The 25,001-nt window shown below is 68.7% G+C and carries 25 protein-coding genes; 20 read left to right on the forward strand and 5 right to left on the reverse strand.

Going from position 1 to position 25,001, the window contains the following annotated elements:
• Window positions 1-5: 5 nt before the first annotated feature.
• The 4 genes from fliM to V6M51_RS15200 are packed head-to-tail and all read left to right on the forward strand — an operon-like array spanning window position 6 to window position 5,347.
• Window positions 6-1,094 (forward strand): flagellar motor switch protein FliM, encoded by a 1,089-nt coding sequence (fliM, locus tag V6M51_RS15185; protein ID WP_371129874.1) that lies wholly within the window; start codon window positions 6-8, stop codon window positions 1,092-1,094.
• On the forward strand, window positions 1,091-1,609 hold the full coding sequence (locus tag V6M51_RS15190; protein ID WP_332768480.1) for a DUF6468 domain-containing protein: 519 nt from the start codon (window positions 1,091-1,093) through the stop codon (window positions 1,607-1,609). Before fliM ends, V6M51_RS15190 begins: the two co-directional genes overlap by 4 nt.
• A complete protein-coding gene (locus V6M51_RS15195) occupies window positions 1,606-2,415 on the forward strand; it encodes a MotE family protein (protein ID WP_332768482.1) in 810 nt (269 codons plus the stop codon). The genes V6M51_RS15190 and V6M51_RS15195 overlap by 4 nt, the downstream gene beginning before the upstream one ends.
• A 4-nt stretch (window positions 2,416-2,419) precedes the next feature.
• Entirely contained in the window at window positions 2,420-5,347 is a 2,928-nt protein-coding gene (locus V6M51_RS15200; protein WP_332768484.1) for an endoglucanase, read from the forward strand.
• Window positions 5,348-5,495: 148 nt separating this feature from the next.
• Here the strand turns inward: V6M51_RS15200 and fliP are convergent, their stop codons facing one another.
• Window positions 5,496-6,293 (reverse strand): flagellar type III secretion system pore protein FliP, encoded by a 798-nt coding sequence (gene fliP, locus V6M51_RS15205; protein WP_442957692.1) that lies wholly within the window; start codon window positions 6,291-6,293, stop codon window positions 5,496-5,498.
• Window positions 6,293-6,577: a flagellar biosynthetic protein FliO gene (locus V6M51_RS15210; protein WP_332768486.1), complete on the reverse strand. Its 285-nt coding sequence runs from the start codon at window positions 6,575-6,577 to the stop codon at window positions 6,293-6,295. Before V6M51_RS15210 ends, fliP begins: the two co-directional genes overlap by 1 nt.
• A 101-nt stretch (window positions 6,578-6,678) precedes the next feature.
• Here V6M51_RS15210 and V6M51_RS15215 point away from each other — a divergent pair, with 101 nt between their 5' ends.
• From V6M51_RS15215 to V6M51_RS15240, 6 genes are all read left to right on the forward strand, one after another.
• Window positions 6,679-7,098 (forward strand): flagellar basal body protein, encoded by a 420-nt coding sequence (locus V6M51_RS15215; RefSeq protein WP_332768488.1) that lies wholly within the window; start codon window positions 6,679-6,681, stop codon window positions 7,096-7,098.
• Between the two features lie 11 nt (window positions 7,099-7,109).
• Window positions 7,110-7,529 (forward strand): flagellar basal body rod protein FlgC, encoded by a 420-nt coding sequence (gene flgC / locus V6M51_RS15220; RefSeq protein ID WP_332768490.1) that lies wholly within the window; start codon window positions 7,110-7,112, stop codon window positions 7,527-7,529.
• Between the two features lie 11 nt (window positions 7,530-7,540).
• Entirely contained in the window at window positions 7,541-7,846 is a 306-nt protein-coding gene (locus V6M51_RS15225; RefSeq protein ID WP_332768492.1) for a flagellar hook-basal body complex protein FliE, read from the forward strand.
• Window positions 7,847-7,963: 117 nt separating this feature from the next.
• The gene (locus V6M51_RS15230) at window positions 7,964-8,761 is read left to right on the forward strand and encodes a PEPxxWA-CTERM sorting domain-containing protein (RefSeq protein WP_332768493.1); all 798 of its coding nucleotides are present in this window, start codon (window positions 7,964-7,966) and stop codon (window positions 8,759-8,761) included.
• A gap of 39 nt (window positions 8,762-8,800) precedes the next feature.
• Window positions 8,801-9,574 carry an ABC transporter ATP-binding protein gene (locus V6M51_RS15235; RefSeq protein ID WP_332768495.1) on the forward strand — a complete coding sequence of 258 codons (774 nt, stop codon included), beginning with the start codon at window positions 8,801-8,803 and terminating at the stop codon, window positions 9,572-9,574.
• Window positions 9,571-11,148, forward strand: a complete 1,578-nt coding sequence (locus V6M51_RS15240) for a glycine betaine ABC transporter substrate-binding protein (protein WP_332768497.1) — start codon at window positions 9,571-9,573, stop codon at window positions 11,146-11,148. The genes V6M51_RS15235 and V6M51_RS15240 overlap by 4 nt, the downstream gene beginning before the upstream one ends.
• Window positions 11,149-11,234: 86 nt before the next feature.
• On the opposite strand, the gene V6M51_RS15245 is transcribed toward V6M51_RS15240, so the two are convergent.
• Window positions 11,235-12,482, reverse strand: a complete 1,248-nt coding sequence (locus V6M51_RS15245; RefSeq protein WP_332768499.1) for a serine/threonine-protein kinase — start codon at window positions 12,480-12,482, stop codon at window positions 11,235-11,237.
• Window positions 12,483-12,755: 273 nt separating this feature from the next.
• On the opposite strand from V6M51_RS15245, the gene fliQ reads away from it, so the two are divergent.
• From fliQ to V6M51_RS15285, 8 genes are all read left to right on the forward strand, one after another.
• Window positions 12,756-13,019: a flagellar biosynthesis protein FliQ gene (gene fliQ / locus V6M51_RS15250; protein WP_254836300.1), complete on the forward strand. Its 264-nt coding sequence runs from the start codon at window positions 12,756-12,758 to the stop codon at window positions 13,017-13,019.
• 10 nt (window positions 13,020-13,029) lie between these two features.
• A complete protein-coding gene (gene fliR, locus V6M51_RS15255; protein WP_332768501.1) occupies window positions 13,030-13,788 on the forward strand; it encodes a flagellar biosynthetic protein FliR in 759 nt (252 codons plus the stop codon).
• A gap of 1 nt (window position 13,789) precedes the next feature.
• Entirely contained in the window at window positions 13,790-14,869 is a 1,080-nt protein-coding gene (gene flhB / locus V6M51_RS15260) for a flagellar biosynthesis protein FlhB (RefSeq protein WP_332768502.1), read from the forward strand.
• A gap of 88 nt (window positions 14,870-14,957) precedes the next feature.
• On the forward strand, window positions 14,958-17,030 hold the full coding sequence (cckA, locus tag V6M51_RS15265; protein WP_332768504.1) for a cell cycle histidine kinase CckA: 2,073 nt from the start codon (window positions 14,958-14,960) through the stop codon (window positions 17,028-17,030).
• Window positions 17,031-17,052: 22 nt separating this feature from the next.
• On the forward strand, window positions 17,053-17,970 hold the full coding sequence (locus V6M51_RS15270; protein WP_332768506.1) for a mechanosensitive ion channel family protein: 918 nt from the start codon (window positions 17,053-17,055) through the stop codon (window positions 17,968-17,970).
• A 104-nt stretch (window positions 17,971-18,074) separates the two neighbouring features.
• Window positions 18,075-18,428, forward strand: coding sequence for an ArsR/SmtB family transcription factor (locus V6M51_RS15275; RefSeq protein ID WP_332768508.1), 354 nt, complete (start codon window positions 18,075-18,077; stop codon window positions 18,426-18,428).
• Window positions 18,412-18,909, forward strand: coding sequence for an SRPBCC family protein (locus V6M51_RS15280; protein ID WP_332768510.1), 498 nt, complete (start codon window positions 18,412-18,414; stop codon window positions 18,907-18,909). The genes V6M51_RS15275 and V6M51_RS15280 overlap by 17 nt, the downstream gene beginning before the upstream one ends.
• Window positions 18,910-18,922: 13 nt before the next feature.
• Entirely contained in the window at window positions 18,923-19,303 is a 381-nt protein-coding gene (locus tag V6M51_RS15285; protein WP_332768511.1) for a VOC family protein, read from the forward strand.
• Between the two features lie 3 nt (window positions 19,304-19,306).
• On the opposite strand, the gene V6M51_RS15290 is transcribed toward V6M51_RS15285, so the two are convergent.
• Window positions 19,307-19,474, reverse strand: a complete 168-nt coding sequence (locus V6M51_RS15290; protein ID WP_332768512.1) for a hypothetical protein — start codon at window positions 19,472-19,474, stop codon at window positions 19,307-19,309.
• Between the two features lie 169 nt (window positions 19,475-19,643).
• On the opposite strand from V6M51_RS15290, the gene V6M51_RS15295 reads away from it, so the two are divergent.
• Window positions 19,644-21,962 carry a TonB-dependent receptor gene (locus tag V6M51_RS15295; RefSeq protein ID WP_332768513.1) on the forward strand — a complete coding sequence of 773 codons (2,319 nt, stop codon included), beginning with the start codon at window positions 19,644-19,646 and terminating at the stop codon, window positions 21,960-21,962.
• A gap of 363 nt (window positions 21,963-22,325) precedes the next feature.
• On the opposite strand, the gene V6M51_RS15300 is transcribed toward V6M51_RS15295, so the two are convergent.
• Window positions 22,326-22,760: a hypothetical protein gene (locus V6M51_RS15300; RefSeq protein ID WP_332768514.1), complete on the reverse strand. Its 435-nt coding sequence runs from the start codon at window positions 22,758-22,760 to the stop codon at window positions 22,326-22,328.
• Window positions 22,761-23,077: 317 nt separating this feature from the next.
• Between V6M51_RS15300 and V6M51_RS15305 the strand changes: the two genes are divergently transcribed.
• Window positions 23,078-24,946: a DEAD/DEAH box helicase gene (locus V6M51_RS15305; RefSeq protein ID WP_332768515.1), complete on the forward strand. Its 1,869-nt coding sequence runs from the start codon at window positions 23,078-23,080 to the stop codon at window positions 24,944-24,946.
• Window positions 24,947-25,001 lie beyond the last annotated feature (55 nt).

Below are 25,001 nucleotides of genomic sequence, written 5' to 3' on the forward strand. Positions count from 1 at the left end.
TAACCATGGACGAAGAACCGCAAATCATCGGGGGCATGCAGGGCGGGATAAACCCCGACGATCCCTCGACGTGGGAGAACCCCGACGCCCAGGTCGAAGGCCTGATCGGCGCCGAGCGGATCCTGAACCAGGACGAGATCGACAGCCTGCTGGGCTTCGACCTCTCCGACGAGGAGGCCGCCGAGCGCTCGGGCATCCGAGCGATCATCAACTCGGCCCTGGTCTCCTACGAGCGCCTGCCGATGCTGGAGATCGTCTTCGACCGCCTGGTGCGGTTGATGACCACCAGCCTGCGGAACTTCACCTCCGACAACGTCGAGGTCAGCCTCGACAATATCTCGTCGATCCGCTTCGGCGACTACCTGAACTCGATCCCGCTGCCGGCCATCCTCTCGGTGTTCAAGGCCGAGGAGTTGGAGAACTACGGCCTGCTGACGGTCGACTCCAACCTGATCTATTCGATCGTCGACGTGCTGTTGGGCGGCCGTCGCGGCACCGCGGCCATGCGCATCGAGGGCCGCCCCTACACCACCATCGAACGCGTGCTGGTCCAGCGGATGGTCGAGGTCGTGCTGGCCGACGCCAAGCAGGCCTTCGAGCCCCTGACTCCGGTGACCTTCACCCTCGACCGGCTGGAGACCAATCCCCGCTTCGCCGCCATCGCCCGTCCGGCCAACGCGGCCATCCTGGTGAAGCTGCGGATCGACATGGAAGACCGCGGCGGGCGCATCGAGCTGCTGCTGCCCTACGCCACCCTCGAGCCCATCCGCAAGATGCTGCTGCAGCAGTTCATGGGCGAGAAGTTCGGTCGCGACAACATCTGGGAAGGCCACCTGGCCACCGAGCTCTGGACCACCCAGATGGAGGTCCGCGCCGTGCTCGACGAACAGCAGCTCAGCCTGCGCGAGGTCCTCGATTTCAAGGTCGGCGACACCCTCATGCTGAACGCCACGCCCGACAGTCAGATCGAGCTGCGCGCCGGTTCGATCCCGCTGACCCGCGGCCGCATGGGCCGCCGCAACCATCACATCGCCGTCCGCGTCGACAGTCCGCTGTCGCCCCACGCCAAGAAAGCCATCTCGAGGGTCAAATGAGCATCATCGCCATCGGCATGAACCTGATGCTGGCCGGTCTGCTGACCGCGGCCCTGCTGATGGGCTACCGGCTGAACGGCCGCCTGAAGGCCCTGCGCGACAGCCATGACGGCTTCGCCAAGGCCGTGGGCGAGCTGGACGCCGCCGCCGCCCGCGCCGAGCAGGGCCTGGCCGACCTGCGCGCCGCCACCGACGAGGCGCACGACGCGCTGGCCGACCGCATCGCCAAGGCCCGCGAGCTGACCGCCAAGCTGGATCGTCAGCTCCAGGGCGCCTCGCAGGCCTCGGCCCGCGTCGAGCCGATGCGGGGCCGCGAGCGTGAACGCGAGGACCTGGAACTGGGCGATGTGGAGCGCGTCACCCACCGGCTGGGGTCGCTGCTCTCCGCCGCTCGCGAACCGCGGCCCGAACGCGCCGCCCGCCGTGAGCTGACGCCGGCGCGCGAGCGCTCCCGCTTCGACGATGACCTGTTCGACATGGCTGACGAGCCGATGCGCGCCGGAGGCCGTCGATGAGGAACATGCCGCGCATCCTGCCCCTGATCGGCGTCACCATCGCCGGGGTCATGGGTCTGAACGCCCTGGCGGGCGCCCAGTCGCTGCCGGACCTGGTGTCCGGCGCGCGCGCCTTCGCGGAGGAAGCCGCCAAGGGCCCCAAGGAAAAGCCGTCCAAAGACGAGATGAAGGCCGAGACCGGCCTGGCCAAGGACGCCGCGGGCAAGGTGGCCCTGCCGCCCGCCGCCAAGCCCCCGGCCGTCTGCGCGCCCACCGCCGCGGAACTGGCCAAGGAGGCCGGCCTCTCGCCCGCCGAACTGCAGGTGCTGCAAAGCCTGGGCGCGCGCCGCGGCCAGCTCGACAAGCGCGAGCAGGAATTCGACGTGCAACTGGCCCTGATGGCCGCCGCCGAGGCCAAGCTCGACGCCAAGATGAAGGCCCTGACCGGACTGAAGGGCGACATCCAGGGCCTGATGGTTCAGGCCAACGGCAAGGAGCAGGCCGAGATCGACCGCCTGGTGAAGGTGTTCGAGACCATGAAGGCCAAGGACGCCGCGCCGCGCATGGTGGGGCTGGACGACGCCGTGCGGGTGCCCATCGCCGCCAAGATGAAGGAGCGCTCGCTGGCGCCCATCCTGGCCGCCATGCCGCCGGCCGAGGCGCGCAAGCTGACCGAACTTCTGGCCCGCCGCTTCAGCGACGTGAAGAAGGTGGCCGAGGCCGCCAACGCCACCGCCGACGCGGCCGCCGCCAAGGCGCCCCCCGCCAGGCCCGTCGCCCAGGCCGCGGCTCCCAAGGCCGCCGCGCCGGCGCCCAAGGCCGGATAGAGCCGTGGATCTGCGCCACGCCCTTCGCTCGACGGTGGCGGCGATCGCCATCGCGGGCGTCGTCGCGCCTCCGGGCTTGGCGGCGGCGCCGGCCAAGGCCGCGGCTCCGCGTGGGCCGCTGGAGGTGCACGTGGCCCAGGCGCGGGACTTCTCGCGCATCGAGTTCCACTGGTCGGGCGGCGCCCGCGCGGTCAGCCGCCGCGACGGCCAGAAGCTGATCCTCAAGTTCAACCGTGACGCCAATCCGGATATCGCCCGCCTGCGGGTCGATCCGCCGCGCTGGCTGAAGACCGCCGAGGCCAGGCGCTCGGCCGGCGGCGGCCTGGAGCTGGTGCTGACCCTGGCCGACAACGCCGACGCCAAGGTCGGCGTCGACGGCGGCGCCACCTACGTCAACCTGTTCGAGAAGCCGCCCGCCCCGGTGGCCGAGGCCGCCCCGGCCGAGGTCGCCGAGGCCGAGGCGCCGCCCGAGCCGCCCCGCGCCAACCCGGTCCCGGCCGGCGGCGTGGTTCGCATGGAGGCCAAGGTCGCCAACGGCCAGGTGAGCTTCAGCTTCCCCTGGGCCAATCCCAACGGCGCGGCGGTGTTCCGTCGTGGCGACGCGATCTGGGTGGTGTTCGACGCCCCGGCCAAGCTGGATGTCTCCAGCGCGCCGCGCGGCCTGCGCCACTTCACCGGCATGCAGGCCATGACCGGGACCAGCTATTCGGCGGTGCGCATCGCCACCCCGGCCTCAACCCCGTTCTTCGCCGCCAGCCAGGGGGCGGTCTGGACCGTCACCCTCGGTCCCGGCGCCCAGGGCCAGCAGGCCAGCCTGGTGCGCATCGCCCGCGACCAGGCCGGCGGCCCGGCGGGCCTGAAGGCCGCTGTGGCCGGGATCACCGGGACCCTGGTGGTGGCCGATCCGGTGGTCGGCGACAGCCTGCAGGTGGTGACCGCGCTCGGCCCCACCAAGGGTCTGCCCTCGCGCCGCGAGTTCGTGCAGATGGCCCTGCTGCCCTCGGCCCAGGGCCTGGCGGTGGAATCCTACGTCGAGGACCTGTCGGTCAGCCGCAGCGGCGACCTGATCCATATCGGCCGTCCCCAGGGCCTGACCCTGTCGCCGGCCGCGGCCGGGGCCGAGCGCGTCGAGTCCGTGATGGGCGCGCCGCAGCAGGCCAGCATGCCCGGCCTGATCGACGCCACCTGGAGCAAGACCGGCTCCGGCGGCTTCCTGGCCCGGTACAACGCCCTGCTCTCGGCGTCCAATGAGGAGGCCGCCAAGGGGACCGACGCCCCGTTGGCCGCGCGCATGGCCCTCGCCCGTTTCCTGGTCGGCTCGGAGCTGTCCTTCGAGGCCATCGGGGTGCTCAACGACGCGGTGCGCCGCCATCCCGCCCTGGCTGACGATCCCGAGTTCCGCGGCCTGCGCGGCATCGCCCGGGTGATGGCGCGGCGCTACAAGGAGGCCCAGGCCGACTTCTCAGCCCCGATCCTCTCCGACGATCCCTCCAGCGCGCTCTGGCGCGCCTATATCGCCGCCCAGCTCGCCCAGTGGCCGGAGGCGCGCGCCCAGTTCTCCTCCGGCGCCGAGGCCTTCAACCAGTTCTCTCCGACCTGGAAGGCGCGCTTCGCCCGCTCCGACGCCCAGGCCGCGCTGCAGCTTGGCGACCTCAACGGCGCCGAGGGCCGCATCCGACTGGCCCTGATGGACAAGACCGAGCCTCTGGAGGAGCTGGCCACCCGCCTGGTCCAGGCCCAGGTGGTCGAGGCGCTCGGCCACACCGAGCGCGCATTGCGAATCTACGCGGCCGTCGCCGGCGCGCCGATCGAAAGCCTGTCGGCGCCGGCCCTGCTGCACGCCACCCAGATCCGCCTCGACACCGGCAAGATCACCCCGCTGCAGGCGGCCAACGTGTTCGACGGCCTGCGCTACCGCTGGCGCGGCGACGCCACGGAGCTGGAGACCATCCGCGCGCTCGGCCAGCTCTATCTGAACCAGGGCCGCTATCGCGAAGCTCTGGAGGCGCTGCGCTCGGCGGGCCAGCGGCTGCCCGACCTGCCGGCCGCCCTGCAGCTGCAGTCCGACCTGGCCGCGGCCTTCCGCGCCCTGTTCCTGGACGGCGCCGCCGACGGGCTGGAGCCGATCCAGGCCCTGGCCCTGTTCTTCGATTTCAAGGAGCTGACGCCGCTGGGCGCCGACGGCGACCTCATGGTCCGCAAACTGGTCCGCCGGCTGGTCGACGTCGATCTGCTGGATCAGGCCGCCCAGCTGCTCAGCTATCAGGCCGAAAACCGCCTGGACGGCGTGCCCCGCGCCCAGGTGGCCACCGACCTGGCCCTCATCTACCTGATGGACCGCAAGCCCGAAAAGGCCATGCAGGCCATCAACGGCTCACGCATCACCATCCTGCCGACCTCGCTCAACAACGAACGCCGCCTGGTGGAAGCCCGCGCCCTGATGAGCCTGGGCCGTCTCGACCACGCCCTGGAGGTGATCGAGCGCGACGCCTCGCGCGAGGCCAACGACCTGCGCGCCGAGGTGATCTGGAAGCAGAAGGACTGGCCCGCCGCCGGCGGCCAGTTCGAGAAAAGCCTGGGCGACCGCTGGAAACAGCCCGGCGCCCTCACCAGCGAGGAGGAGGGCAAGCTGCTGCGCGCCGGCGTCGCCTTCAGTCTGGCCGGGGACGAGGCCGCGCTCGACCGCCTGAACCAGCGCTACGGCGGCTTCTACGACCAGGCCCGCAATCCCGAGGCCCTGCGCGTGGCCCTGACCGGCGTGCAGTCGGGCCGCCTGAATGTCGCCGACTTCGGCCGGGTGACCGCAGACAACGAGGCCTTCTCGGGCTGGGTCGACAAGATGAAGGTGAAGTTCCGTCAGAAGCCCGGTCCCACGGGTGGCGCCAAGCCCGCCGCCAAGCAGGCGGCGGCGACCACGGCGGCCAAGGGCTAAGGTCCTTTTCCCTCCTCCTTGTGGGGAGGGCAGACCGCGTAGCGGTCGAGGGTGGGGCTTTCTGAAGCTTCCGAGCAGACGGCCGGTTACCCCACCCTGGCGGCTTCGCCGCCGTCCCTCCCCATAAAGGGGAGGGAAAAGAGGCGCCCTATCCCCCGCCGGCTCCCCGCTGGAAGCTCTCGACCAGGCTCCCCGCCACCAGCCGCCAGCCGTCCACCAGGACGAAGAAGATCAGCTTGAAGGGCAGGGACACCACCACCGGCGGCAGCATCATCATACCCATGCTCATCAGCACGCTGGCCACCACCAGGTCGATGACCAGGAAGGGGATGAACAGCAGGAAGCCGATCTCGAAGGCGCGCTTCAGCTCCGAGATCATGAAGGCCGGCGTCACCACCTGCAGCGGGGTCTCGGCGATGGTGGCCGGGCGCTCGATCTTGGACAGGCGGATGAACAGGGCCAGGTCCTCGCGGTCCACTTGGCTCAGCATGAAGGTCTTCACCGGCGCGCTGGCCGCGTCGAAGGCCGCCGGGATCTCCATCTGCTGGTCCATCAGCGGCTTGATCCCCTCGTCATAGGATCGCTGCAGGGTCGGGCCCATGACGATGGCCGTCAGGAACAGGGCCAGGCTGATCAGCACGGCGTTGGGCGGGCTCTGCTGCAGGCCCAGCGCCGTGCGCAGCAGGCCCAGCACCACCACGATCCGCACGAAGGAGGTGGTCATGATGACGATCGACGGGGCCAGGGACAGCACCGTCAGCAGGCCCATGAGCTGGACCACCCGCTCGGTGAGGCCGGCGCCGGTGCCGAGGTCGATGTTCACCGCCTGGGCGGCCGCCGCGGCCGGGAAGATCAGCGCGGCCAGGGTCGCCAGCACCGACAGGCCCGCGGCGCGACGCCAGTCGGCGGCCTCGAGGTGGAAAATGGCGGAGAACAGTCTGGGCATCAGGCGATCGTCTTGGGTTTGCGCGGGGCGGGACCCGGCGTCAGCACTTGGCCCTCGCCCAGCAGCAGCAGGCGCTCCTGGCCGTCGAAGGAGACCACCACCAGCCGTCGGGAGGGGTCGAGCACCAGGCTCTCCACGATGGCCAGCCGCCGCGCCTTGCGGGTCGGTGAGAACCGCGCGAGGGCGTCAGGCCCGAAGCGCCGCAGCGCCACGGCGGCCATGCCCACCAGCCCCAGGGTCAGGACGAGCGCGAAGACCGCGCGGACGAAGTCGGCGAATTCCATCGGGGAGGGCGGGTCCGAAGACGAGGAGAGCGTGTCGGCTCAAGGGTGTGCCCCAAGGCTCCTTAAGGGCCGGTTAACCCTGTTTGTTCACCATAACGGCCATGAATCTCGCCGAAATCCCGCTGTTCTCCATGCTGCGCGGCCGGCTGGGCCACCTGAGCGAGCGCCAGAGGGTGGTCTCTCAGAACGTGGCCAATTCCGACACGCCCGGCTACACGCCCTCGGACGTGAAACCCTACAGCTTCGCGGCCCAGGTGAAGGGCGTGGTCCTGACCCCGGTCCAGACCGTGACCCAGCCCGGCCACATGGCCGCGCCCGGCGTTCGCAAGGGCCTGGGCAGCCAGTTCAAGGCCGTGAAAGCCCGCGACTCCGAGACCACCCTGGACGGCAATTCGGTGGTCCTGGAAGAAGAGATGATGAAGATGGCCGAGGCGCGCATGAGCTATGACGCGGCCATCGGCTTCTACCAGAAGTCGCTCGGCCTGTTGCGCATGGCCACCCGCGCCCCCGGCCGCGGCTAGGGGAGGCCTAGATGCCCAACATCAAGCCGGTCTCCGGCGCGCCCCAGGCGATCGCCACCACCGCCCTTCGCGCCCAGCAGGCGCGGATGCGGATCATCGCCGAGAACATGGCCAACGCGAACTCCGTGGCCCGCCAGGCCGGCGGCGATCCCTACCGCCGCCAGGTGCCGGTGTTCGAACCGATGAAAACCGACGCCGGCCAAGGCGTGCGCATGAGCAAGGTCGCCCCCGACCCGAAGGACTTCCGCAGTGTCTACGATCCCGGCCATCCGTCGGCGGACACCAAGGGCTATGTGAAGCTGCCCAATGTCGACACCCTGATCGAGGCGCTCGACATGAAGGAGGCCCAGCGGGCCTACGAAGCCAACCTCAACGTGATCGAGACGGCGCGCGCCATGGAGATGCGCACCCTCGACATGCTCAAGAAATAGGGCGCTGACCGATGATGACCGCCCTCGCCGCCGCCAAGGCCTACGCCGCCGCCCAGAACAGCGGGATCAAGGCGCCCTCGGGCGCCCAGGAGGACGGCGGCCTCGACTTCGGCGCCATGGTCAAGTCGGCCATGCAGGACGCCATGACGGCGACCAAGACCGCCGAGACCCAGATCGCCGCCAACGTGGCCGGCAAGGCCGAGCTGATCGACGTGGTCACCGCCATCTCCGCCGCTGAGGCCAGCCTGGAGACGGTGATGGCTGTCCGCGACCAGGTGATCAACGCCTACCAGGAAATCATGCGGATGCCGATCTAAGGTTGATCTACGTCGCCTGATAGTCGCTTCTCAGGCGAGTTGCGGCGGCGCAGAATGACCACCTTCCGGTCGGCCGTTCCAGGTCCGGAACGCGCCTTCCCGACTGGGGAGGTCCCGATGGCTCGAACCCTGCAAACCCTGGCGCTCTGCGCCTGCATCCTCACCCCTTCGGCGGCCTATGCCGACGATATCAAGGCTGGGGTCGACGCTTCCAAGATGGGCCATCTCGACCAGGACGATCTGGCCGTCTGCAAGCTGCCGGCGGGCGGCACGCTGGCCTGCGGCCCGGCTGCGGCGGTGAACTCGTTCGTCTATCTGCAGAAGCGCTTTCCACTGGCCTATGGCGGCCTGCTGGTGCCCGACGGCGGAGAGATAGCGGTCGGCAACACGCTGGGCGCGGCCGGCTACATGGCGACCACCCCGCCGAGCGGCACGACCTGGACGAACTTCTACACCGGCAAGACGAAGTACCTGCAGGACAAGGCGCCGGGGGTGACCCGGTCCACCGAACGCAACAGGCCCGGCGCCGACTGGTTGGCCAGCTACCTGAAGAAGGGCGCCGACGTGGAGATTCTGCTCGGCTTCAGCGATGCGGGCTTCGCCGGTCACTACGTCACGGTGACCAAGATCTCCTATGACTCGGCCGCGCGAACCGGGACCCTCTCCTACATCGACCCGCTGGACGGCCAGGAGCATAGCGCCGGCCTGTCCAGCAAGGCCACCGGGGCGGTCGTTGACATCAGCTACAGCAAGCCCGGCGATCCGAAGATCTATGCCGGCCAGATCATCCGGGGCGCCTCGGAGCTTCCGGCCAAGGTCCCCGAGCCGGAGACCTGGGCGATGATGGTTCTGGGCTTCGGGGCGATCGGCGCCATGATCCGCGGTCGTCGCCGACTGGCGATCCAGACCCGCTGAAGGGCTCCATCTTCCGCGGCCCTGTGTTACGGCTCGACCATGGCCGTTCCCGCGATCGAGCTCGTCGACATCGAAAAGCGCTACGGCGCCCACGCGGCGCTGGACGGCGTCAGCCTTTCGGTCGGCCCTGGAGAGTTCGTGGCCCTGGTCGGCGCCTCGGGCTCGGGCAAGACCACCCTGCTCAAGACCATCAACGGCCTGGCCTGGCCCGACGCCGGGACCGTGCGTGTCACCGGGGAGCTCACCGCGGGCCGCGCGCCCTACGAACTGCGACGGCGGATCGGCTATGTGTTCCAGGAGATTGGCCTCTTCCCGCACCTGACGGTGGGCGAGAACATCGCCATCACGCCCAAGCTGCTCGGCTGGGACAGGGCCAGGATGGCCGCTCGTGTCGATGAGCTGCTCGACCTCGTCGCCCTGCCGCGCCAGGTCGCCGCCCGGCTGCCCGCCGCCCTTTCCGGCGGCCAGAGGCAGAGGGTCGGCGTCGCCCGGGCCCTGGCCGCCCAGCCGGCCATACTGCTGATGGACGAGCCCTTCGGGGCCCTGGACCCGGTCACCCGCGAGGAGCTCGGCTCCGACTACCGCGCCCTGCACGAGAAGCTGTCCCTGACCACCGTCATGGTCACCCACGACATGACCGAGGCCGTGCTGCTGGCCGACCGGATCGTGGTGCTGAAGGCCGGGCGCATCGTCGCCGACGGGGCCCCGGGACATCTGCTGGCCACCAGCCGGGACCCCGACGTCCTAGCGCTGCTGGAGGCGCCGCGGCGCCAGGCCGAGCGGCTGCGCGCCCGGCTGGAGACCGCCTCGTGAGTCCTCGCGTGGCGGACGCCTTCGCCCTGCTGCCGGAATATCTCGGCTGGCACGTGCTGCTCAGCGCCAGCGCGCTCGCGCTCGGCCTGCTGATCAGCCTGCCGCTGGCGGTGGCCGCCAGCCGCAGCCCGCGTCTGCGCTGGCCGGTCCTGGCCCTGGCCGGCCTGATCCAGACCATCCCCAGCCTGGCCCTGCTGGCCCTCTTCTATCCGCTGCTGCTGGCGCTCTCGGCGCTCAGCCTGGCGACCTTCGGCCAGGGCTTTTCGGCGCTGGGTTTCCTGCCCTCGCTGCTGGCGCTGACCCTCTATTCGATGCTGCCGATCCTGCGCACCGCCACGGCGGGGATCCTCGGCGTCGATCCGGCGGTGCGCGAGGCCGCCGACGGGGTGGGCATGACCGCCCGCCAGCGCCTGCTGCAGGTCGAGCTGCCGCTGGCCATGCCGGTGATCATGGCCGGGGTGCGCACCGCCGCGGTCTGGACCATCGGGGCCGCGACCCTCTCCACCCCGGTCGGCCAGACCAGCCTCGGCAACTACATCTTCGCGGGGCTGCAGACCGAGAACTGGGTCTTCGTCCTGTTCGGCTGCGCGGCCTCGGCGGGGCTCGCCCTCGTCGCCGACCAGCTCCTGGGCCTGATCGAGACCGGCGCCGCGCGGCGCAAGCGCGGCCTGATCGTGGCCGGCGCCGCCCTGCTTGCGGTGGGCGTCGCCGCGGCCCTGCTGCCGCTCGCCAGCTTCGGCAGGCCGGCCAGCTACGTGGTCGGCGCCAAGAACTTCTCCGAGCAGTACATCCTGGCCGAGCTGATGGCCGAACGGCTCGAAAGCGCGGGCGGGCAGGTCACCCGCAAGGAGGACCTGGGCTCCGCCGTGGCCTACCGCGCGCTCGCGGCCGGCGAGCTCGATGTCTATGTCGACTATTCCGGGACGCTTTGGACCAACGTCCTGAAGCGGGAGGACAATCCCGGCCGCGCGGCGGTGCTGGCCGAGCTGACCACGGAGCTGAAACGCCGCGACGGGGTGGTCGTGCTGGGTTCGCTCGGCTTCGAGAACGCCTACGCCTTCGCCATGCGCGCCGACCGCGCCCGCGCCCTGGGTGTGACCAGCCTGGCCGATCTGGCTCGCGAAGCGCCGCGCCTGACCCTGGGCTCCGACCTGGAGTTCCTGTCGCGGCCGGAGTGGAAGGGCGTCGACGCCGCCTACGGCTTCAACTTCAAGGCCGAGCGGTCCTTCCAGCCCACCTTCATGTACCGGGCGCTGTCAGGCGGCGAGGCCGACGTGATCTCGGCCTTCTCCTCGGACGGCCGCATCGCCGCCGACCGGCTGGTGGTGCTGACCGACCCCAAGGGCGCCCTGCCGCCCTATGACGCGGTGATCCTGATCTCGCCCAGGCGGGCAGGGGACACACGCCTGATCGAGGCCCTGCGGCCCCTGGTCGGCAAGATCAGCGTCGAGGCCATGCGCGCGGCCAACTACAGCGTCGACCGCGACAGCGGCAAGGCGACCCCGGCCGAGGCGGCGCGGGCGCTGGAGCAACAGGCTTCGTCACTGCCAGAGCTTGGCGAACCAAGGCCATGATTGGCGGCGTTCGCGGGGCTCCAGCCTTTGGTCGAGGGGCAACTCTCGCCCAGACGCGCGCGCGCGGGAACCGCAAGGCACGACGCCTAAATTCTCAAATTACTATTCACCCGTAGTCGTTGTTCTTCCGCTGCTCTCTGTTGCCGCAATTCTTCTAGTCTTCTCGTTTCTCTCTGTTTTGTCGCTGTCTCTAGTTCATACCTATATACATTCGTCGCTTGTGGCAGCCACCGCTTAAAATGGTCGATCGCACTCTGCGCGGAGTTTTCCTGCACGTGAATCGTGGCAATATTTCCCGAAAATTGGAATTGTTCCGGACCAGCGTTCATGACAGCTGAATGGCTCCCGAGGCGAAATCGCAATACTTGACTCCAACCTTCGTTCACGGGTCGATCCAAGGTCAGAGTCAGGCGTCCATCTGCCCAATTGGCGCCGACAAGCGTTGGGGGTTGATGCGCTAGCGGATCGTCCACCTCACCGGCCGGAATCACTACCTGATCAAGTTCCCTCAGGCGCTGAAGGCTGACTGCTTCTGCATGATACTTCTGGATGTGAGATTTCACTTCCACGATGGACTTCGGGCGTGCGTCCGGGGACTGAGCGATCATTTCAGAGACCAGCTTATCCAGGTAAGCGTGGTCTTGAGAGGCGCTTGCAATTTGCCTGTATGAGGTGCCGTGCGGCACCGCGCCCGTGAACAACTCGTTTAGCAACAATCCGAGCGCATATATGTCGGCCGAAGTGCCTATTTTCGTTCCGACGGTGCGCTGCTCTGGCGCTGCGTACAGAAAGTTTGCCAGTCGCTGCGTTGGACCAGTTTCGACGAGGGTGACGAGCTGCTCAGCAGTAAAGCTAGCGATACCGAAATCTGCGACAGCCAGGGCCGCGCCGCCCTTCGCAACGAGCACGTTCTCTGGCTTGAGATCGCGGTGTGTGACGCCAAGTAGGTGGGCTGCTTCCACACCATCCAAGATTTGACTGAACAGGGGCATCACCCGCTCCGGTGATACCTTTGCAGTCATGATACTGCGGAGACTGCTTTCATATCGGGGCATAACGTAAAACGGCCCCTTTAGTTTTCCAGCGTTAGCCATCCCATGATCAGAAACGACCACCAAATTGGCGTGCCTGGTCTTTGTTAGGAATGAAATTTCATTCTTGAAACGACGCCGTTTGTCGGACGAGGACTGGGTCAGCAGCTTTATTGCGACTTGCTCTCCATCTGCGCTGACGCCGCCATAGACGCGTCCGGCCCCACCCTCGCCCAGTATGCTGTCGATCTCGTAGTCCGCAAATGCAGTTTGCAGCGTTATTGGCGAGGATAGTAGGGTCATGGACCATTCCGTCCCAGGTGTAGGTTAAAGTCAGCAAGCCGACTGTCGCTGGCGCAGGGGGACAACTTAGGCGCGTTTATTCTCTTCTCGCAAGCCGATCAGTGCAGCGGTCTGCCAACTCCCAAACCGCAGACCCTGCCTACGGGGTCACGTGCCAAGTGCAGGCTACTTCGACCGTGGCAACCGGCCCCAGATTCTCCCTTCGTTAACCATAGCTGGGCAAAATCCGCCTAGCTTCCAACCTTGCTCCACGCGTACCCCAAGAGGCCCCCGATGAACGGCGCCGAAGTTCTGGACGTCGGCCGCGACGCCATCTGGCTCACCATCCAGCTGTCGGCCCCCGTGCTCATCGTCGGCCTGGTGGTCGGCGTCGGCATCGGCCTGATGCAGGCGCTCACCCAGATCCAGGAAGCCACCCTGGTCTATGCGCCGAAGATCGTGGCGATCTTCATCTCGCTGCTGGTCTTCCTGCCGCTGATGGGCGCCTTGATGAGCGGCTTCATGCGCCAGATCGCCGCCCGCATCGCGGCGATGTAGCCGGGGGCCGATGGAGCACTACGCCGTCGCGTCCCAGGTCTATGCCGGAGGCCTGATCTTCGCCCGCATCGGGGCGATGATCATGCTGCTGCCCGGGTTCGGCGACACCACCGTGCCGCCGCGCATCCGGCTGTCCTTCGCCTTCCTGATGGCGCTGATGCTGATGCCGGTGATCGCCAAGGGCCTGCCGGTGCCGGGCACGGTGTCGGGGGTCGGGACGGCGGTGATCAAGGAAGTGCTGATCGGGCTGATGATCGGCGCCATCCTGCGGCTGTTCATGTCGTCCCTGGCGGCCGCCGGCGAGATCGTCTCGATCCAGACCACGCTCGCCTTCGCCCAGACCGCCGCGCCCGGCCAGGCCGCGCCGTCGACGACGCTCGGCACCTTCCTGGGGCTGATCGGCATCGTCCTGATCATGACCACCGACCTGCACCACATGTTCTTGGCCGGGATCGTGCGTTCCTACACCCTGTTCCCGTTCTCCCGCGACGTGCCGGTGGCCGACGCCGCCCAGCTGGCCATCGAGACGGTGTCAGGATCGTTCCGCCTGGGCCTGCAGCTCGCCGCTCCGGTGGTGGTGTTCTCGCTGATCTTCAACATCGCCGCGGGCCTGGTCGGCCGGGTGATGCCGCAGTTCCAGGTGTTCTTCGTGGCCACGCCCCTGATGGTGCTGTTCGGCCTGTCGATCTTCGCGCTCAGCCTGGGCACCATCGGCATGGTCTGGGTCAGCCGCTATCGCGAGCTGATCAGCCTGTTCGCGGCGGGCTGACATGGCCGAAGAGAACGACGCAGCCTCGAAAACAGAAGAGCCGACACCCGGCAAGCTTCAGAAGGCCCGCGAGAAGGGCGACGTCGTCAAGACGCCGGATCTCGCCTTGCTGGCCTCGTTCGCGGGGGCCGCCAGCGTGCTGGCCATCGCCGGCGGCTGGATGTCGAACAACCTGGCCAACGCCCTGCTGCCCTTCATCGCCCATCCGCAGAACATGAGCCTGGAGAACGGCGGCGGCGTGGAGATCGCCCGGCACGCCATGCTGGCCGCCGCCCCGATCCTGCTGAGTGTGCTGGTGGTGGCGGCCCTGCTGGGGACCGGCGGCAACCTGATCCAGACCGGGTTCATGTACAGCCCCGACAAGCTCAAGCCCGACTGGAAGAAGGTCTCGCCGATGGGCGGACTGAAGCGGATGCTGGGTCCGGACGGCCTGATGCAGTTCTTCAAATCGCTGGTGAAGATCATCATCGTCGCCTGGGTCGGCTATGTCGTGGTCAAGCCCTATGTCGCCCCGATGCAGGGCCTGTCGGCCATGGACCCGGCGGCGATCCTGCCCTTCGTCATCGAGATCCTCCGCAAGCTGGTCTTCGCCGTGGCCGGGCTGATGCTGGTCATCGCGGGCTTCGACTGGTTCTGGCAGCGCCAGCGCTTCATGAAGAAGATGATGATGACCAAGGAGGAGCTGAAGGAGGAGTTCAAGAACACCGAGGGCGACCCCCATATCAAGGCCAAGCGCCGGCAGATCCAGATCCAGCGCTCGCGTCGCCGGATGATGGCCGCGGTGCCGACGGCCACCATGGTGATCATGAACCCGACCCACTACGCCGTGGCGCTCAAGTACGAACCCGGCGAGACCGCCGCCCCGCAATGCGTCGCCAAGGGCATGGACGCCGTGGCGCTCAAGATTCGCGCGCTCGCCGAGGACGCCGGCGTGCCGGTCATCGAGGACGCGCCCCTGGCGCGCGCGCTCTACGCCGCCGTCGAGCTCGACGACTTCATTCCCGCCACCCACTACGAAGCCGTGGCCAAGCTGATTGGCTTCATCATGCAGACGGGACGGCGCGCCGCCGGCGCGGCCTAACCCCGAAAAAACACTACGGATTCGTGAGAGTATCGCTGTGAGTGATTCGTCGGAGGCCCTGGCCTCCTCAGTCAACCGGGGCCGCCCCATGGCCAAGTCAACGACCCGCGAAGGTGCGCGGCGCCGCTTCGACCCCTTGATGGGGTTCGCGGCCGTCTGCTTCCTCGCGGCCGTGGGCTTCGCCGCGGTGCCGGCCTTCAACGCCGGGGCTTCCACCCGGGCGGGCGTGATGCTGCTGGTCGGCCTCTTCGGCGTGGCGTGCCTGGGCCTCTTCGCGCTGCGCAACGCCGTCGAGGCGAACCCGGAGAGCGAACCCGGCGTCGACACCCTGATCGACGCCTTGCCCGAACCCGCCGCCATCGCCGCGGCCGACGGCCGCATCCACGCGGCCAATGCGCCATGGCGCGCGGCGCTCGGCGCGGCCCAGCGCCTGCCCAAGGGCGGACCCTCCGCCGCCAGCCTGTTCTCGGCGCTCACCGCCGCGCGGCGGGGCGAGACCGGCCGGGCGGCCATCCGCACCAACGGCTCGGAGCATGCCGCCACCGTCTCGCCGCTGGGCGAGCGCCGCTTCCTGGTGCGCCTCGACGACCGGCCGACGGAGACCCTGGCCCTGCCGGCCGGCGCCATGGAGGTGCTGACCGCCTTCAACGCCGCCAAGCCCCCGCCGCCCAAGGTGCTGGACGCCTTCGCCGCGGCCTCGCCGTTCGGCGCGGCCCTGCTGGAGGGCGAGGACCCCTTCGCCGCCACCATCGTCGAGGCCAATCACAGCCTGGCGGCCGTGGCCGGCGGCGGCCGGGCCGGCGAGGTGTTCGGCGAGCTGATTGAGCCGTCGTCGCGGATCGACGCGGCCCAGAAGCTGAAGGACGGCCATGTGGGCGCGCTGGAGGTCCGGTTGGCCCGCGACGCGGCCAAGATCGCTCACCTCTATCTCTCGAAGAGCGACGGCCGCTGGGTGGCCTATCTGGTCGACGTCTCCGAGCAGAAGCAGATCGAGCTGCAGCTCTCCCAGAGCCAGAAGATGCAAGCCATCGGCCAGCTGGCCGGCGGTGTGGCCCACGACTTCAACAACCTGCTGACCGCCATCTTCATGCAGCTCGACGTGCTGGCTACCCGCCACCCGGTGGGCGACCCGTCCTATGAGGGTCTGAACGAGATCAAGTCGACCTCGGCGCGCGCCGCCGACCTGGTGCGCAAGCTGTTGGCCTTCTCGCGCAAACAGACCGTCCAGCGCGAGACCCTGGACCTGGGCGAGCTGATCAGCGAGTCCGAGGTGCTGCTGCGCCGGGTGCTCTACGAGGACGTGAAACTCGAGACCGAATACGGCCGCAACCTGCCGCACGTCCGGGCCGACCGCAGCCAGATCGAGACCGCGGTCATGAACCTGGCCGTCAACGCCCGCGACGCCGTGCGCGCCCATGGCGGCGGCGTGGTCACCATCCGGCTGGCCCGGGTGACGCAGGAGGAGGCCGCCGGCCTCGGCTATCCCGACGCCAAGGGCGACCAGGCCCTGATCGAGGTGTCCGACGACGGCCCCGGCATCCCCCCCGACGTGATGGACAAGATCTTCGACCCCTTCTTCACCACCAAGCCGGTGGGCGAGGGAACCGGCCTGGGCCTCGCCACGGTCTACGGCATCGTCAAGCAGTCCGACGGCTGGATCAGCGTCGATTCCAAGCCGGGGGAGGGCGCGGCGTTCCGCATCTTCCTGCCGGTCCACGTGCCCTCGGCCGCCGCCCCGGCCCTGGCGCCGGTGGTCAAGGCCCCGCCCAAGGCCCGCGACCTCTCCGGCGCCGGGCGCATCCTGTTCGTCGAGGACGAGGACGCCGTGCGCGGGGTGGCCGCCAAACTGCTGCGCGCCCGCGGTTACGAGGTGATCGAGGCGGCCTCCGGCGAGGAAGCCCTGGAACTGGCCGAGCAGCACGCGGGTTCCATCGACCTGATGATCTCCGACGTGGTCATGCCGGGCATGCAGGGCCCCGACCTCCTGAAGCAGGCCCGCGTCTTCCTGTGCGGCGCGCCGGTGATGTTCATCTCGGGCTATGCCGAGGCGGAGTTCTCCAACCTGCTCGAGGGCGAGGAGAACATCTCATTCCTGCCCAAACCCATCGATATCAAGATGCTCGCCGAACGGGTGAAGCAGGAATTGCAGAAGGCGGCCTGAGGGCCTGCCTGCAATGGAGCGCATGCAGGGATTTGAACGCGAGGTCAGCCGCCGGCTGAGCGACACCATCGCCGCCGACGAGGACGTGATCCACAAGTTCATCGACGCCGCCGGCGACCTGGCCGTGAACCTGGTCGTGGCCGCCATCATCCTGGTGGTCACGTTCTGGGCGGCCGGCTGGGCCTCGCGCCTGGTGCGCCGCCTGATCGGAAGGGTCCACCGCGACGGGCCGCCCGATGTCACCCTGCAGACCTTCGGCGGCTCGGCGGCCCGTTATGTGGTCGTCATCGTCGGCCTGATCGCGGTGCTGCAACAGGTCGGGGTCCAGACCACCTCGATCCTGGCGGTCGTGGGGGCGGCTTCGCTCGCCATCGGCCTGGCCCTGCAGGGCACGCTCAGCAATGTGGCGGCCGGGGTCATGCTGCTGCTGTTTAGACCCTACCGGGTCGGTGACGTGGTCGAGATCGCCGGGCGCACCGGCACGGTCAAGGCGTTGGACCTGTTCGTCACCGAACTGGCCACCCCCGACAACATCAAGGTGGTCATGCCCAACGCCAAGGTGTTCGGCGACGTGATCGTCAACACCAGCCACCACCCCAGGCGCCGCGTGGACGCGATCTTCCGCGTCGACACCAAGCGCGACGTGCCGGCCCTGCTGGCCGGGCTCAAGGCCCGCGCCGAGGCCAATCCCCTGGTGCTGCCCGACCCCGCCCCGATGGCCGAGGTGCTGGGCATGTCCGAGGCCTTCGTCGAGGCCGTGGTCCGCGCCTGGGTCGAGCGCGAGGACTATGCGGTGGTCAAGGCCGACCTGATGCTGGCCGCCCGCCTGTTGGCCGACGGCGCCGACACGCCGCTGCCGCCCACCCCCAAGGCGAAGCTCAAGCCCGCCGCCCCGGCCCGCAAGCCGCGGCGCAACCTGGTCCGCCGCCTGCGGGGTTAGGTGCGACCGTTCTTCTCTCGGAAATCGGACGCTCGGCTGACCTGGCTTGACGGGCCTCGCACTCGGGCTTATTTAATCGATGACTTAATTAAGGATATCATTAAATGAGGCCGGCGACCGACCCGTTGAGTGCGACGCTCTCGGCCCTGGCCGACCCCACCCGCCGGGCGATCCTGGCGCGGCTGGCGGAAGGCGAGGCCACGGTCGGCCAGCTCGCCGAACCGTTCGACATCAGCCTGCCGGCCGTGTCGCAGCACCTGAAGGTCCTGGAGACCGCGGGCCTGATCTCGCGCGGTCGCGAGGCCCAGTGGCGGCCCGCCCGGCTGGAGGCGGGGCCCTTGAAGGACGTCGCCGGCTGGCTCGAACACTACCGCCGCTTCTGGGAGGGCAGCTTCAACAAGATGGACGCCTACCTGGCCAAGCTCACCACGGGAAAGCCCGATGGCCGCAAGCACTGAGATCGGCCGCCCGGCGCACGGCGCTCCGCTGGCCGACGACGAAATCTACATCGTCCGCGCCTTCGCCGCGCCGGTCGCCCTGGTCTTCCGCCTCTGGGAGGACCCGGCCCATCGCGCCCCCTGGTGGGGGCCGGGCGCATCCACCTGCACCCATTTCGCCCATGAGTTCCGCGAGGGCGGCGCCTGGCGCGCCTGCATTAGCTCGACCCAGTACGGCGAGCAGTGGCAGGGGGGCGTCTATCGCGAGATCGAACGCGACAGGCGGATCGTCTTCACCATGGCCTGGGACTTGGGCCCCGCCAGCGAGGCGGAGACGCTGGTCACCGTCACCCTGGCCGAGCGCAAGGGCGCGACGATCCAGACCTTCCACCAGACCCCCTTCGCCACCGTCGAGCGGCGCGACGACCATGTCGTCACCCTGAGCCTGCTGCTCGACCGCGAGCAGGCCCATGTCGAGTCCCTCCCTCGGGGGGAAGACTGAACCGGAGAAGCCGATGGATACCGTAAGCGTGCGTTACATCGTGGCCGACGTGGACGCCGCGGTCGCCTTCTATCGCGACCTGCTGGGCTTCAAGATCGACATGCAGGCGGGGCCGGGCTTCGCGATGCTCAGCCGTGGGCCGCTGCGGCTGTTGCTGAACCGCCCCGGCGCCGGCGGCGCGGGTCAGAGCATGCCGAACGGCGAGGCGCCCGCGCCGGGCGGCTGGAACCGCATCCAGCTCGACGTCGGGGACCTCGCCGCCGAGGTCGAGCGGCTCAAGGCCGCGGGAGGCCGTTTCCGCAACGAGATCGTGCAGGGCAATGGCGGCAAGCAGATCCTCATCGAGGATCCCTCGGGCAACCCGATCGAGCTGTTCGAGCCCCCGGCTAGATAGGCGTCAGGCCTTATCCTCGGCCCGGCGGCCGACGATCTTCATGGTTTCCACCTGGGCCTCGGTGACGCGTCGGAGTCGCGTCAGCAGTCCGGTGGTGTCGCGGCCCTCGGCGATCTGGCGGTCGAGTTCGGCCAGTCGTTCGGCGGGCGGGAGTTCTGTGCGGCGGTCCATGGCCTAGCTTTCTACGCCCACTTTATGAGCCGTGGGTAAATCGCCGCCTTGCCCGTGCTCCGTGTCGGCAAGTCGTCATGAAAGCTTGGCCTAGCCTTCAAGGAGCGCTGCTACCCCACGCCCCGGTCGGGCGACCGCGAGGGGCGGCGCCGGACCCGGGGGCATAATCATGAAGATCCATCTTCTCACTGGCGTGGCGCTTGGAGTGCTGACTCTGGCCTGGGCGAGCGCGGCGGGCGCGCAGACGGCGGCGACCGGTTCGGCGGCCCTGGCCGACGCCTCGTCGGTCGACGAGCTCGTGGTGTTCGGCCGCGGCGAGACCCGTCAGGTCCAGACGGTGGGCGGCGAGGAACTGCAGCTGGAGGTGGCCGGCGCCAGCCCGCTGAAGCTGGTCGAGAAACTGCCCAATGTGAACCTGCAGTCCGCCGACCCGTTCGGCGCCTATGAGTGGTCCGCGCGGATCACCATCCGCAGCTTCAACCAGAACCAGCTGGGCTTCACCCTGGACGACGTGCCGCTGGGCGACATGACCTACGGCAACCACAACGGCCTGCACATCTCGCGCGCCATCGCCGGGGAGAATGTCGGTCAGGTGGAGCTGGCCCAGGGGGCCGGCGCCCTGGAGACCGCCTCGGCCAACAATCTGGGCGGCACGCTGAAGTTCATCTCCCGCGATCCGCTGGCCGAGTTCGGCGGCCTGGCGGCGGTCACCGCCGGTTCCGACAGCACCTATCGCGGCTTCCTGCGGCTCGAGAGCGGCGCCCTGCCCAGCGGCGCGCGCGGCTATCTCAGCTATTCCTACAACACCGCAGACAAGTGGAAGGGTGTGGGCGAGCAGCGCCAGCAGCAGATCAATTTCAAGGTCGTCCAACCCATCGGCGAGGGCTCGCTGACCGGCTGGGCCAACTGGTCCAAGCGCCGCGAGAACGACTACCAGGACCTGTCGCTCGGCATGATCCAGCGCCTGGGCTCGGACTGGGACAACAATTCCGGCAATTGGGCCCAGGCCGTGCAGATCGCCGAGATCGGCAATAACCGCGGCGACACCGGGGTCCCGCCGCGCTTCCCGTCGTTCGGCACGACCTATCCGGCGCCGATCACCTCGGTCGATGACGCCTATTTCAACGCCTCGGGCCTGCGCGACGACCTGATCGGGGCGATCACCCTAGCCCTTCCCGTGAGCGAGGCCTTCGACGTCAAGGCCACGGTCTACGGCCACGACAACAAGGGACAGGGCCTGTGGTACACGCCCTATGTGCCGTCGCCGAACTACGGGGTGGCCGGCGCGACCAGCAACGACGCGCCGATCTCCATCCGCACGACGGAATACGATCTGCAGCGCTACGGCGTGGTGGCCGGCGGGACGCTGACCCTCGGCGGCCACGCGATCAACGCCGGGGTCTGGTACGAGGACAACAGCTTCAACCAGGCCCGCCGCTTCTATGGCCTGAACCGCGCCGCTCCGCAGCGCGACAGCCTGAAGATGCAATCGGGCGCCTTCTTCACTCAGTGGGAATACGACTTCACCACCACCACCTGGCAGTTCCACGTCCAGGACACCTGGACGGTCAGTGACGTCCTGGCGGTCAATTTCGGCTTCAAGTCGCTGTCGGTGGAGAACGAGGCCAAGACCCTGATCGGCGCCAACAAGTCCGGCAAGATCGAAGCCAAGGAGGAGTTCCTGCCCCAGGCCGGTGTCCGCTTCGACTTGAGCGAAGACAGCCAGCTCTTCGCCTCCTTCGCCCGCAGCATGCGCGCCTTCCCGAGTTCGGGCACCTCGGGGCCGTTCTCGGCCTCGCAGGCCGGCTTCGACGCCATCAAGGGCAAGCTGAAGCCGGAGATATCCGACACCTTCGAGGCCGGCTGGCGCTACAAGACCCCGGACTTCCAGGGCGTGCTCGCCGTCTACCACGTCAAGTTCAAGGACCGGCTGTTCGGCGTGCCGGTGGGCTCCGGGATCGTCGGCAACCCCTCGGCCTTGTCCAATGTCGGCGGCGTGACCGCCCAGGGTTTCGAGGCCGCAGGGTCCTGGGACTTCGCCCCCGACTGGTCGCTGTTCGCCTCCTACGCCTACAACGACTCGACCTATGACGACGACACGGTGGACGGCAACGGCGTGGTCGTGGCCCGGACCGCGGGCAAGACCACGGTCGACACGCCCGAGAACCTGCTCAAGGCCGAGATCTCCTACGACAACGGCGCCCTGTTCGGCCGCGCCTCGCTCTCGTATCTGAGCAGCCGCTTCTTCACCTATGAGAACGACCAGAGCGTGCCGTCCCAGACCCTGGCCGAGCTCGCCGTCGGCTATCGGTTCTCGGGAACGCCCCTGCTGGAGGGGCTGGAGCTGCAGCTCAACGTCACCAACCTGTTCGACGAGGATTATATCTCGACGATCAACTCCAACGGCTTCCCCCTGCGCGGTGACAGCCAGACCCTGCTGGCGGGCGCCCCCCGCCAGGTCTTCGTCAGCCTGCGCAAGACCTTCTAGTTTATCCCCCGCCTTGGGAGCCGGGCGGCGACGCCCGGCTCTCTTTTTTGGGGGAGTACAAACTCAAGCGTGCTGGCGGGCCGCACGCGTTCCTTCTCCCCTTGCGGGAGAAGGTGGCCTTGCGAAGCAAGGTCGGATGAGGGGTCTCTCAGAACGCGCCGGTTAGATCGGCGAAGCCAAATTGAACCACGAAGGACACCAAGGACACCAAGGACCACGAAGTTCGTGAGGACGCGGATGGCGCGAGGCCCTGACGCGGACTCTTGGTGCTCCTTCGTGTCCTTGGTGTCCTTTGTGGTTCCTCTGTCTTCGGGCATTCGCGGCTTCGCCGCCGCCAATCGGATAGGGCTATCGGCCTCGCCCCTACCGCCGGTCCCTGCGAAACGCCGCGGCTTCCTTGGCCAGGGACGACTTCATCGGGTCGGGCTCGTCGTCCTCGGGGACGAACGGAAGCTCGCCCGCCACCCCGCGCAGGGCCAGCCAGAGCTGCTGGCTGAAATGCCCCAGCATCCGCAGCGGCCGGCGGTTCTCGCCGGTCACGTCCCAGCCCTCGGCCTCGAAGGCCATGACCTGGTCGCGCTCGGGCTTGCGGTCGATATGGTCCCAGCCGTCCGGGCGGACCACGTCGTCGGCCTCCTCGGCGGTCAGGCCGAAGATGGCCCGCGAGGCCTCGTTGATCTCCGGGAACTCGTAGGCGGCGTCGACGTCGGCGTAGCGCGGCTTCATGAGCGCCTTGCGCTCCAGCTCGGCGATACCCGGCAGGTCGCGCAGGCGGCGCGGGGTGGGGGACTTTTCCATGGGCGGACGCTAGAGCGCTTTCCGGCGAAGTGGAAACCGGTTCGCCGTCGGAAAGCGCGACAAAGCAAGAAACTAGAGCGCCGCTCCGACCCTGTCGGAGCGGATGGCGCTCTAGCGGGGCCCTCGCACTTTCGCCAGCCGTCGCGCGTTTGACCCCCAAGAACCGGCGATTTTCGCCCCATTCGCCTCTTGAGCGACTGCGGCGCGTGCGCGCTGTGGATAAAATCGACGTCGCAAGGCTTGCGGCGGCGGCCCGCTTGCCCTCTAAGGCGCAACCGCGCGTTTTCTTTTCGTTGCGGCTTGCGAAACGGACTGAAATGGCCTTCCCCGAAATCCACCCCGCCCTGGCGCGCGCGCTCGCGAGCCAAGGCTATGCCGAACCCACCCCCGTCCAGGCCGCCGTTCTGGCGCCCGACGCCGCCGGACGAGACCTGCTGGTCTCGGCCCAGACCGGCTCGGGCAAGACCGTCGCCTTCGGCCTGGCGGCCGGGCCGACCCTGCTGGGCGAGGCCGAGAAATTCGGCCAGCCGGGCTCGCCCCTGGCCCTGGTCATCGCGCCGACCCGCGAGCTGGCCATCCAGGTGGCCAAGGAGCTGACCTGGCTCTACGCCCCGGCCGGCGCGCGGGTGGAGACCTGCGTCGGCGGCATGGACCCGCGCCGCGAACAACGGGCGCTCAATGTCGGCGCCCACATCGTGGTCGGCACGCCGGGCCGCCTGAAGGACCATCTGGAGCGCGGCAATCTCGACCTGTCGGCCCTGCAGGTCGTCGTCCTCGACGAGGCCGACGAGATGCTGGACATGGGCTTCCGCGAAGACCTGGAGGAGATCCTCGACTCCGCCCCGGTCGGCCGCCGCACCCTGCTGTTCTCGGCCACCCTGGCCCGCGAGATCGTGGCGCTCGCCAAGCGCTACCAGCGCGACGCCCTGCGCATCGACACCAGCCGCCGCGACGAGCCGCACGGCGACATCGAGTACCGCGCCGTCCGGGTGGCCCCCAACGAGATCGAACTGGCCGTGGTCAATGTGCTGCGGTTCTTCGAGTCTCCCGGCGCCCTGGTGTTCTGCAACACCCGCGAGGGCGTGCGGCACATGCATGCGGCCCTGCGCGAACGCGGCTTCGCCGTGGTCGGCCTGTCGGGCGAGCTGGACCAGAAGGCCCGCACCGACGCCCTGCAGGCCCTGCGCGACGGCCATGCCCGGGTCTGCGTCGCCACCGACGTCGCCGCCCGTGGCCTGGACCTGCCGGAACTGGGCCTGGTCATCCACGCCGACATCCCGGTGAACAAGGCCGGCCTGCTGCACCGTTCGGGCCGCACCGGCCGGGCGGGCCGCAAGGGGACCTCGGTCCTCCTGGTCTCCCACACGCGGCGCCGCAAGGCCGAACAGCTCCTGGCCTCGGCCGGGATCGAGGCCGTCTGGCAGGGCCCGCCCACCGCCGACGAGATCCGCGCCAAGGACCAGGTCCGGCTGCTGGAGGACCCGATCCTCACCGAGCCCATGGCCGAGGAAGACTTGGCGCTCGCCAAGCTGGTGCTGGAAAACCGCACGGCCGAGGAAGTGGCCGCGGCCCTGATCCGCATCCACCGCGCCCGGCTGCCCTCGCCGGAAGAGCTCTATGACGACGCGCGCATGCGCGACAGCCAGGTCCGCGAGCAGGGGCGCCCGAAGCGCACCTATGACCCGTCCGACCGTGGCGACCGTCCCGAGCGTGGCGAGCGCGATGGGCCCTTCGGCAAGCCCGAGCGCCTGGACCCCAACGAGGTCACCTGGTTCCGGGTGACGGTGGGCCGTTCGAAGAACGCCGACCCCAAGTGGCTGATCCCGCTGATCTGCCGCCTGGGCCATGTCACAAAACCCGATATCGGGGCCATCAAGATCTTCGACCGCGAGACCAAGTTCGAGATCACCAACGCCGTCGCGGCCAAGTTCACCCAGGCCGTGAAGGCCACGGCCGACGAAGAGATCAAGATCGAGCCCTCCGGGCCTCCGGGCGGCCCGACCTCGCCGCCGCGCCCGAAGTTCAAACCGGCCTACGGCAAGGGCGCTCCGAACGACGGCAAGCCGCCGCACCGCAAGGGGCCGCCGACCAAGGGCTTCGCTCCCAAGGCTCCGCTCGGCGCGCCCGGACCAAAGGCCGGCAAGCCGCCCTGGAAGAAGAAGTCCAACGACCAGCGCGCCAAGTAGCCGCGGGGCGCCTTGCCGGCGTCGCAAATTCGGGACTAGCCTTGGATACGAACGC

Source organism: Phenylobacterium sp., from assembly GCF_036677185.1.
In the GTDB taxonomy this organism is placed as follows: domain Bacteria; phylum Pseudomonadota; class Alphaproteobacteria; order Caulobacterales; family Caulobacteraceae; genus Phenylobacterium.

Bases quoted from the DNA above. Each gene is read 5' to 3' on its own strand.
- fliP (WP_442957692.1), bottom strand. From the start codon at position 6,293: ATGCCCAGACTGTTCTCCGCCATTTTCCACCTCGAGGCCGCCGACTGG.
- V6M51_RS15270 (WP_332768506.1), top strand. From the start codon at position 17,053: ATGCAGGGATTTGAACGCGAGGTCAGCCGCCGGCTGAGCGACACCATC.
- V6M51_RS15245 (WP_332768499.1), bottom strand. From the start codon at position 12,482: ATGACCCTACTATCCTCGCCAATAACGCTGCAAACTGCATTTGCGGAC.
- fliR (WP_332768501.1), top strand. From the start codon at position 13,030: ATGGAGCACTACGCCGTCGCGTCCCAGGTCTATGCCGGAGGCCTGATC.
- V6M51_RS15225 (WP_332768492.1), top strand. From the start codon at position 7,541: ATGATGACCGCCCTCGCCGCCGCCAAGGCCTACGCCGCCGCCCAGAAC.
- V6M51_RS15285 (WP_332768511.1), top strand. From the start codon at position 18,923: ATGGATACCGTAAGCGTGCGTTACATCGTGGCCGACGTGGACGCCGCG.
- V6M51_RS15305 (WP_332768515.1), top strand. From the start codon at position 23,078: ATGGCCTTCCCCGAAATCCACCCCGCCCTGGCGCGCGCGCTCGCGAGC.
- fliQ (WP_254836300.1), top strand. From the start codon at position 12,756: ATGAACGGCGCCGAAGTTCTGGACGTCGGCCGCGACGCCATCTGGCTC.
- V6M51_RS15275 (WP_332768508.1), top strand. From the start codon at position 18,075: ATGAGGCCGGCGACCGACCCGTTGAGTGCGACGCTCTCGGCCCTGGCC.
- V6M51_RS15190 (WP_332768480.1), top strand. From the start codon at position 1,091: ATGAGCATCATCGCCATCGGCATGAACCTGATGCTGGCCGGTCTGCTG.
- V6M51_RS15300 (WP_332768514.1), bottom strand. From the start codon at position 22,760: ATGGAAAAGTCCCCCACCCCGCGCCGCCTGCGCGACCTGCCGGGTATC.
- cckA (WP_332768504.1), top strand. From the start codon at position 14,958: ATGGCCAAGTCAACGACCCGCGAAGGTGCGCGGCGCCGCTTCGACCCC.
- V6M51_RS15235 (WP_332768495.1), top strand. From the start codon at position 8,801: ATGGCCGTTCCCGCGATCGAGCTCGTCGACATCGAAAAGCGCTACGGC.
- flgC (WP_332768490.1), top strand. From the start codon at position 7,110: ATGCCCAACATCAAGCCGGTCTCCGGCGCGCCCCAGGCGATCGCCACC.
- V6M51_RS15210 (WP_332768486.1), bottom strand. From the start codon at position 6,577: ATGGAATTCGCCGACTTCGTCCGCGCGGTCTTCGCGCTCGTCCTGACC.
- V6M51_RS15280 (WP_332768510.1), top strand. From the start codon at position 18,412: ATGGCCGCAAGCACTGAGATCGGCCGCCCGGCGCACGGCGCTCCGCTG.
- V6M51_RS15230 (WP_332768493.1), top strand. From the start codon at position 7,964: ATGGCTCGAACCCTGCAAACCCTGGCGCTCTGCGCCTGCATCCTCACC.
- fliM (WP_371129874.1), top strand. From the start codon at position 6: ATGGACGAAGAACCGCAAATCATCGGGGGCATGCAGGGCGGGATAAAC.
- V6M51_RS15215 (WP_332768488.1), top strand. From the start codon at position 6,679: ATGAATCTCGCCGAAATCCCGCTGTTCTCCATGCTGCGCGGCCGGCTG.
- V6M51_RS15290 (WP_332768512.1), bottom strand. From the start codon at position 19,474: ATGGACCGCCGCACAGAACTCCCGCCCGCCGAACGACTGGCCGAACTC.
- flhB (WP_332768502.1), top strand. From the start codon at position 13,790: ATGGCCGAAGAGAACGACGCAGCCTCGAAAACAGAAGAGCCGACACCC.
- V6M51_RS15195 (WP_332768482.1), top strand. From the start codon at position 1,606: ATGAGGAACATGCCGCGCATCCTGCCCCTGATCGGCGTCACCATCGCC.
- V6M51_RS15295 (WP_332768513.1), top strand. From the start codon at position 19,644: ATGAAGATCCATCTTCTCACTGGCGTGGCGCTTGGAGTGCTGACTCTG.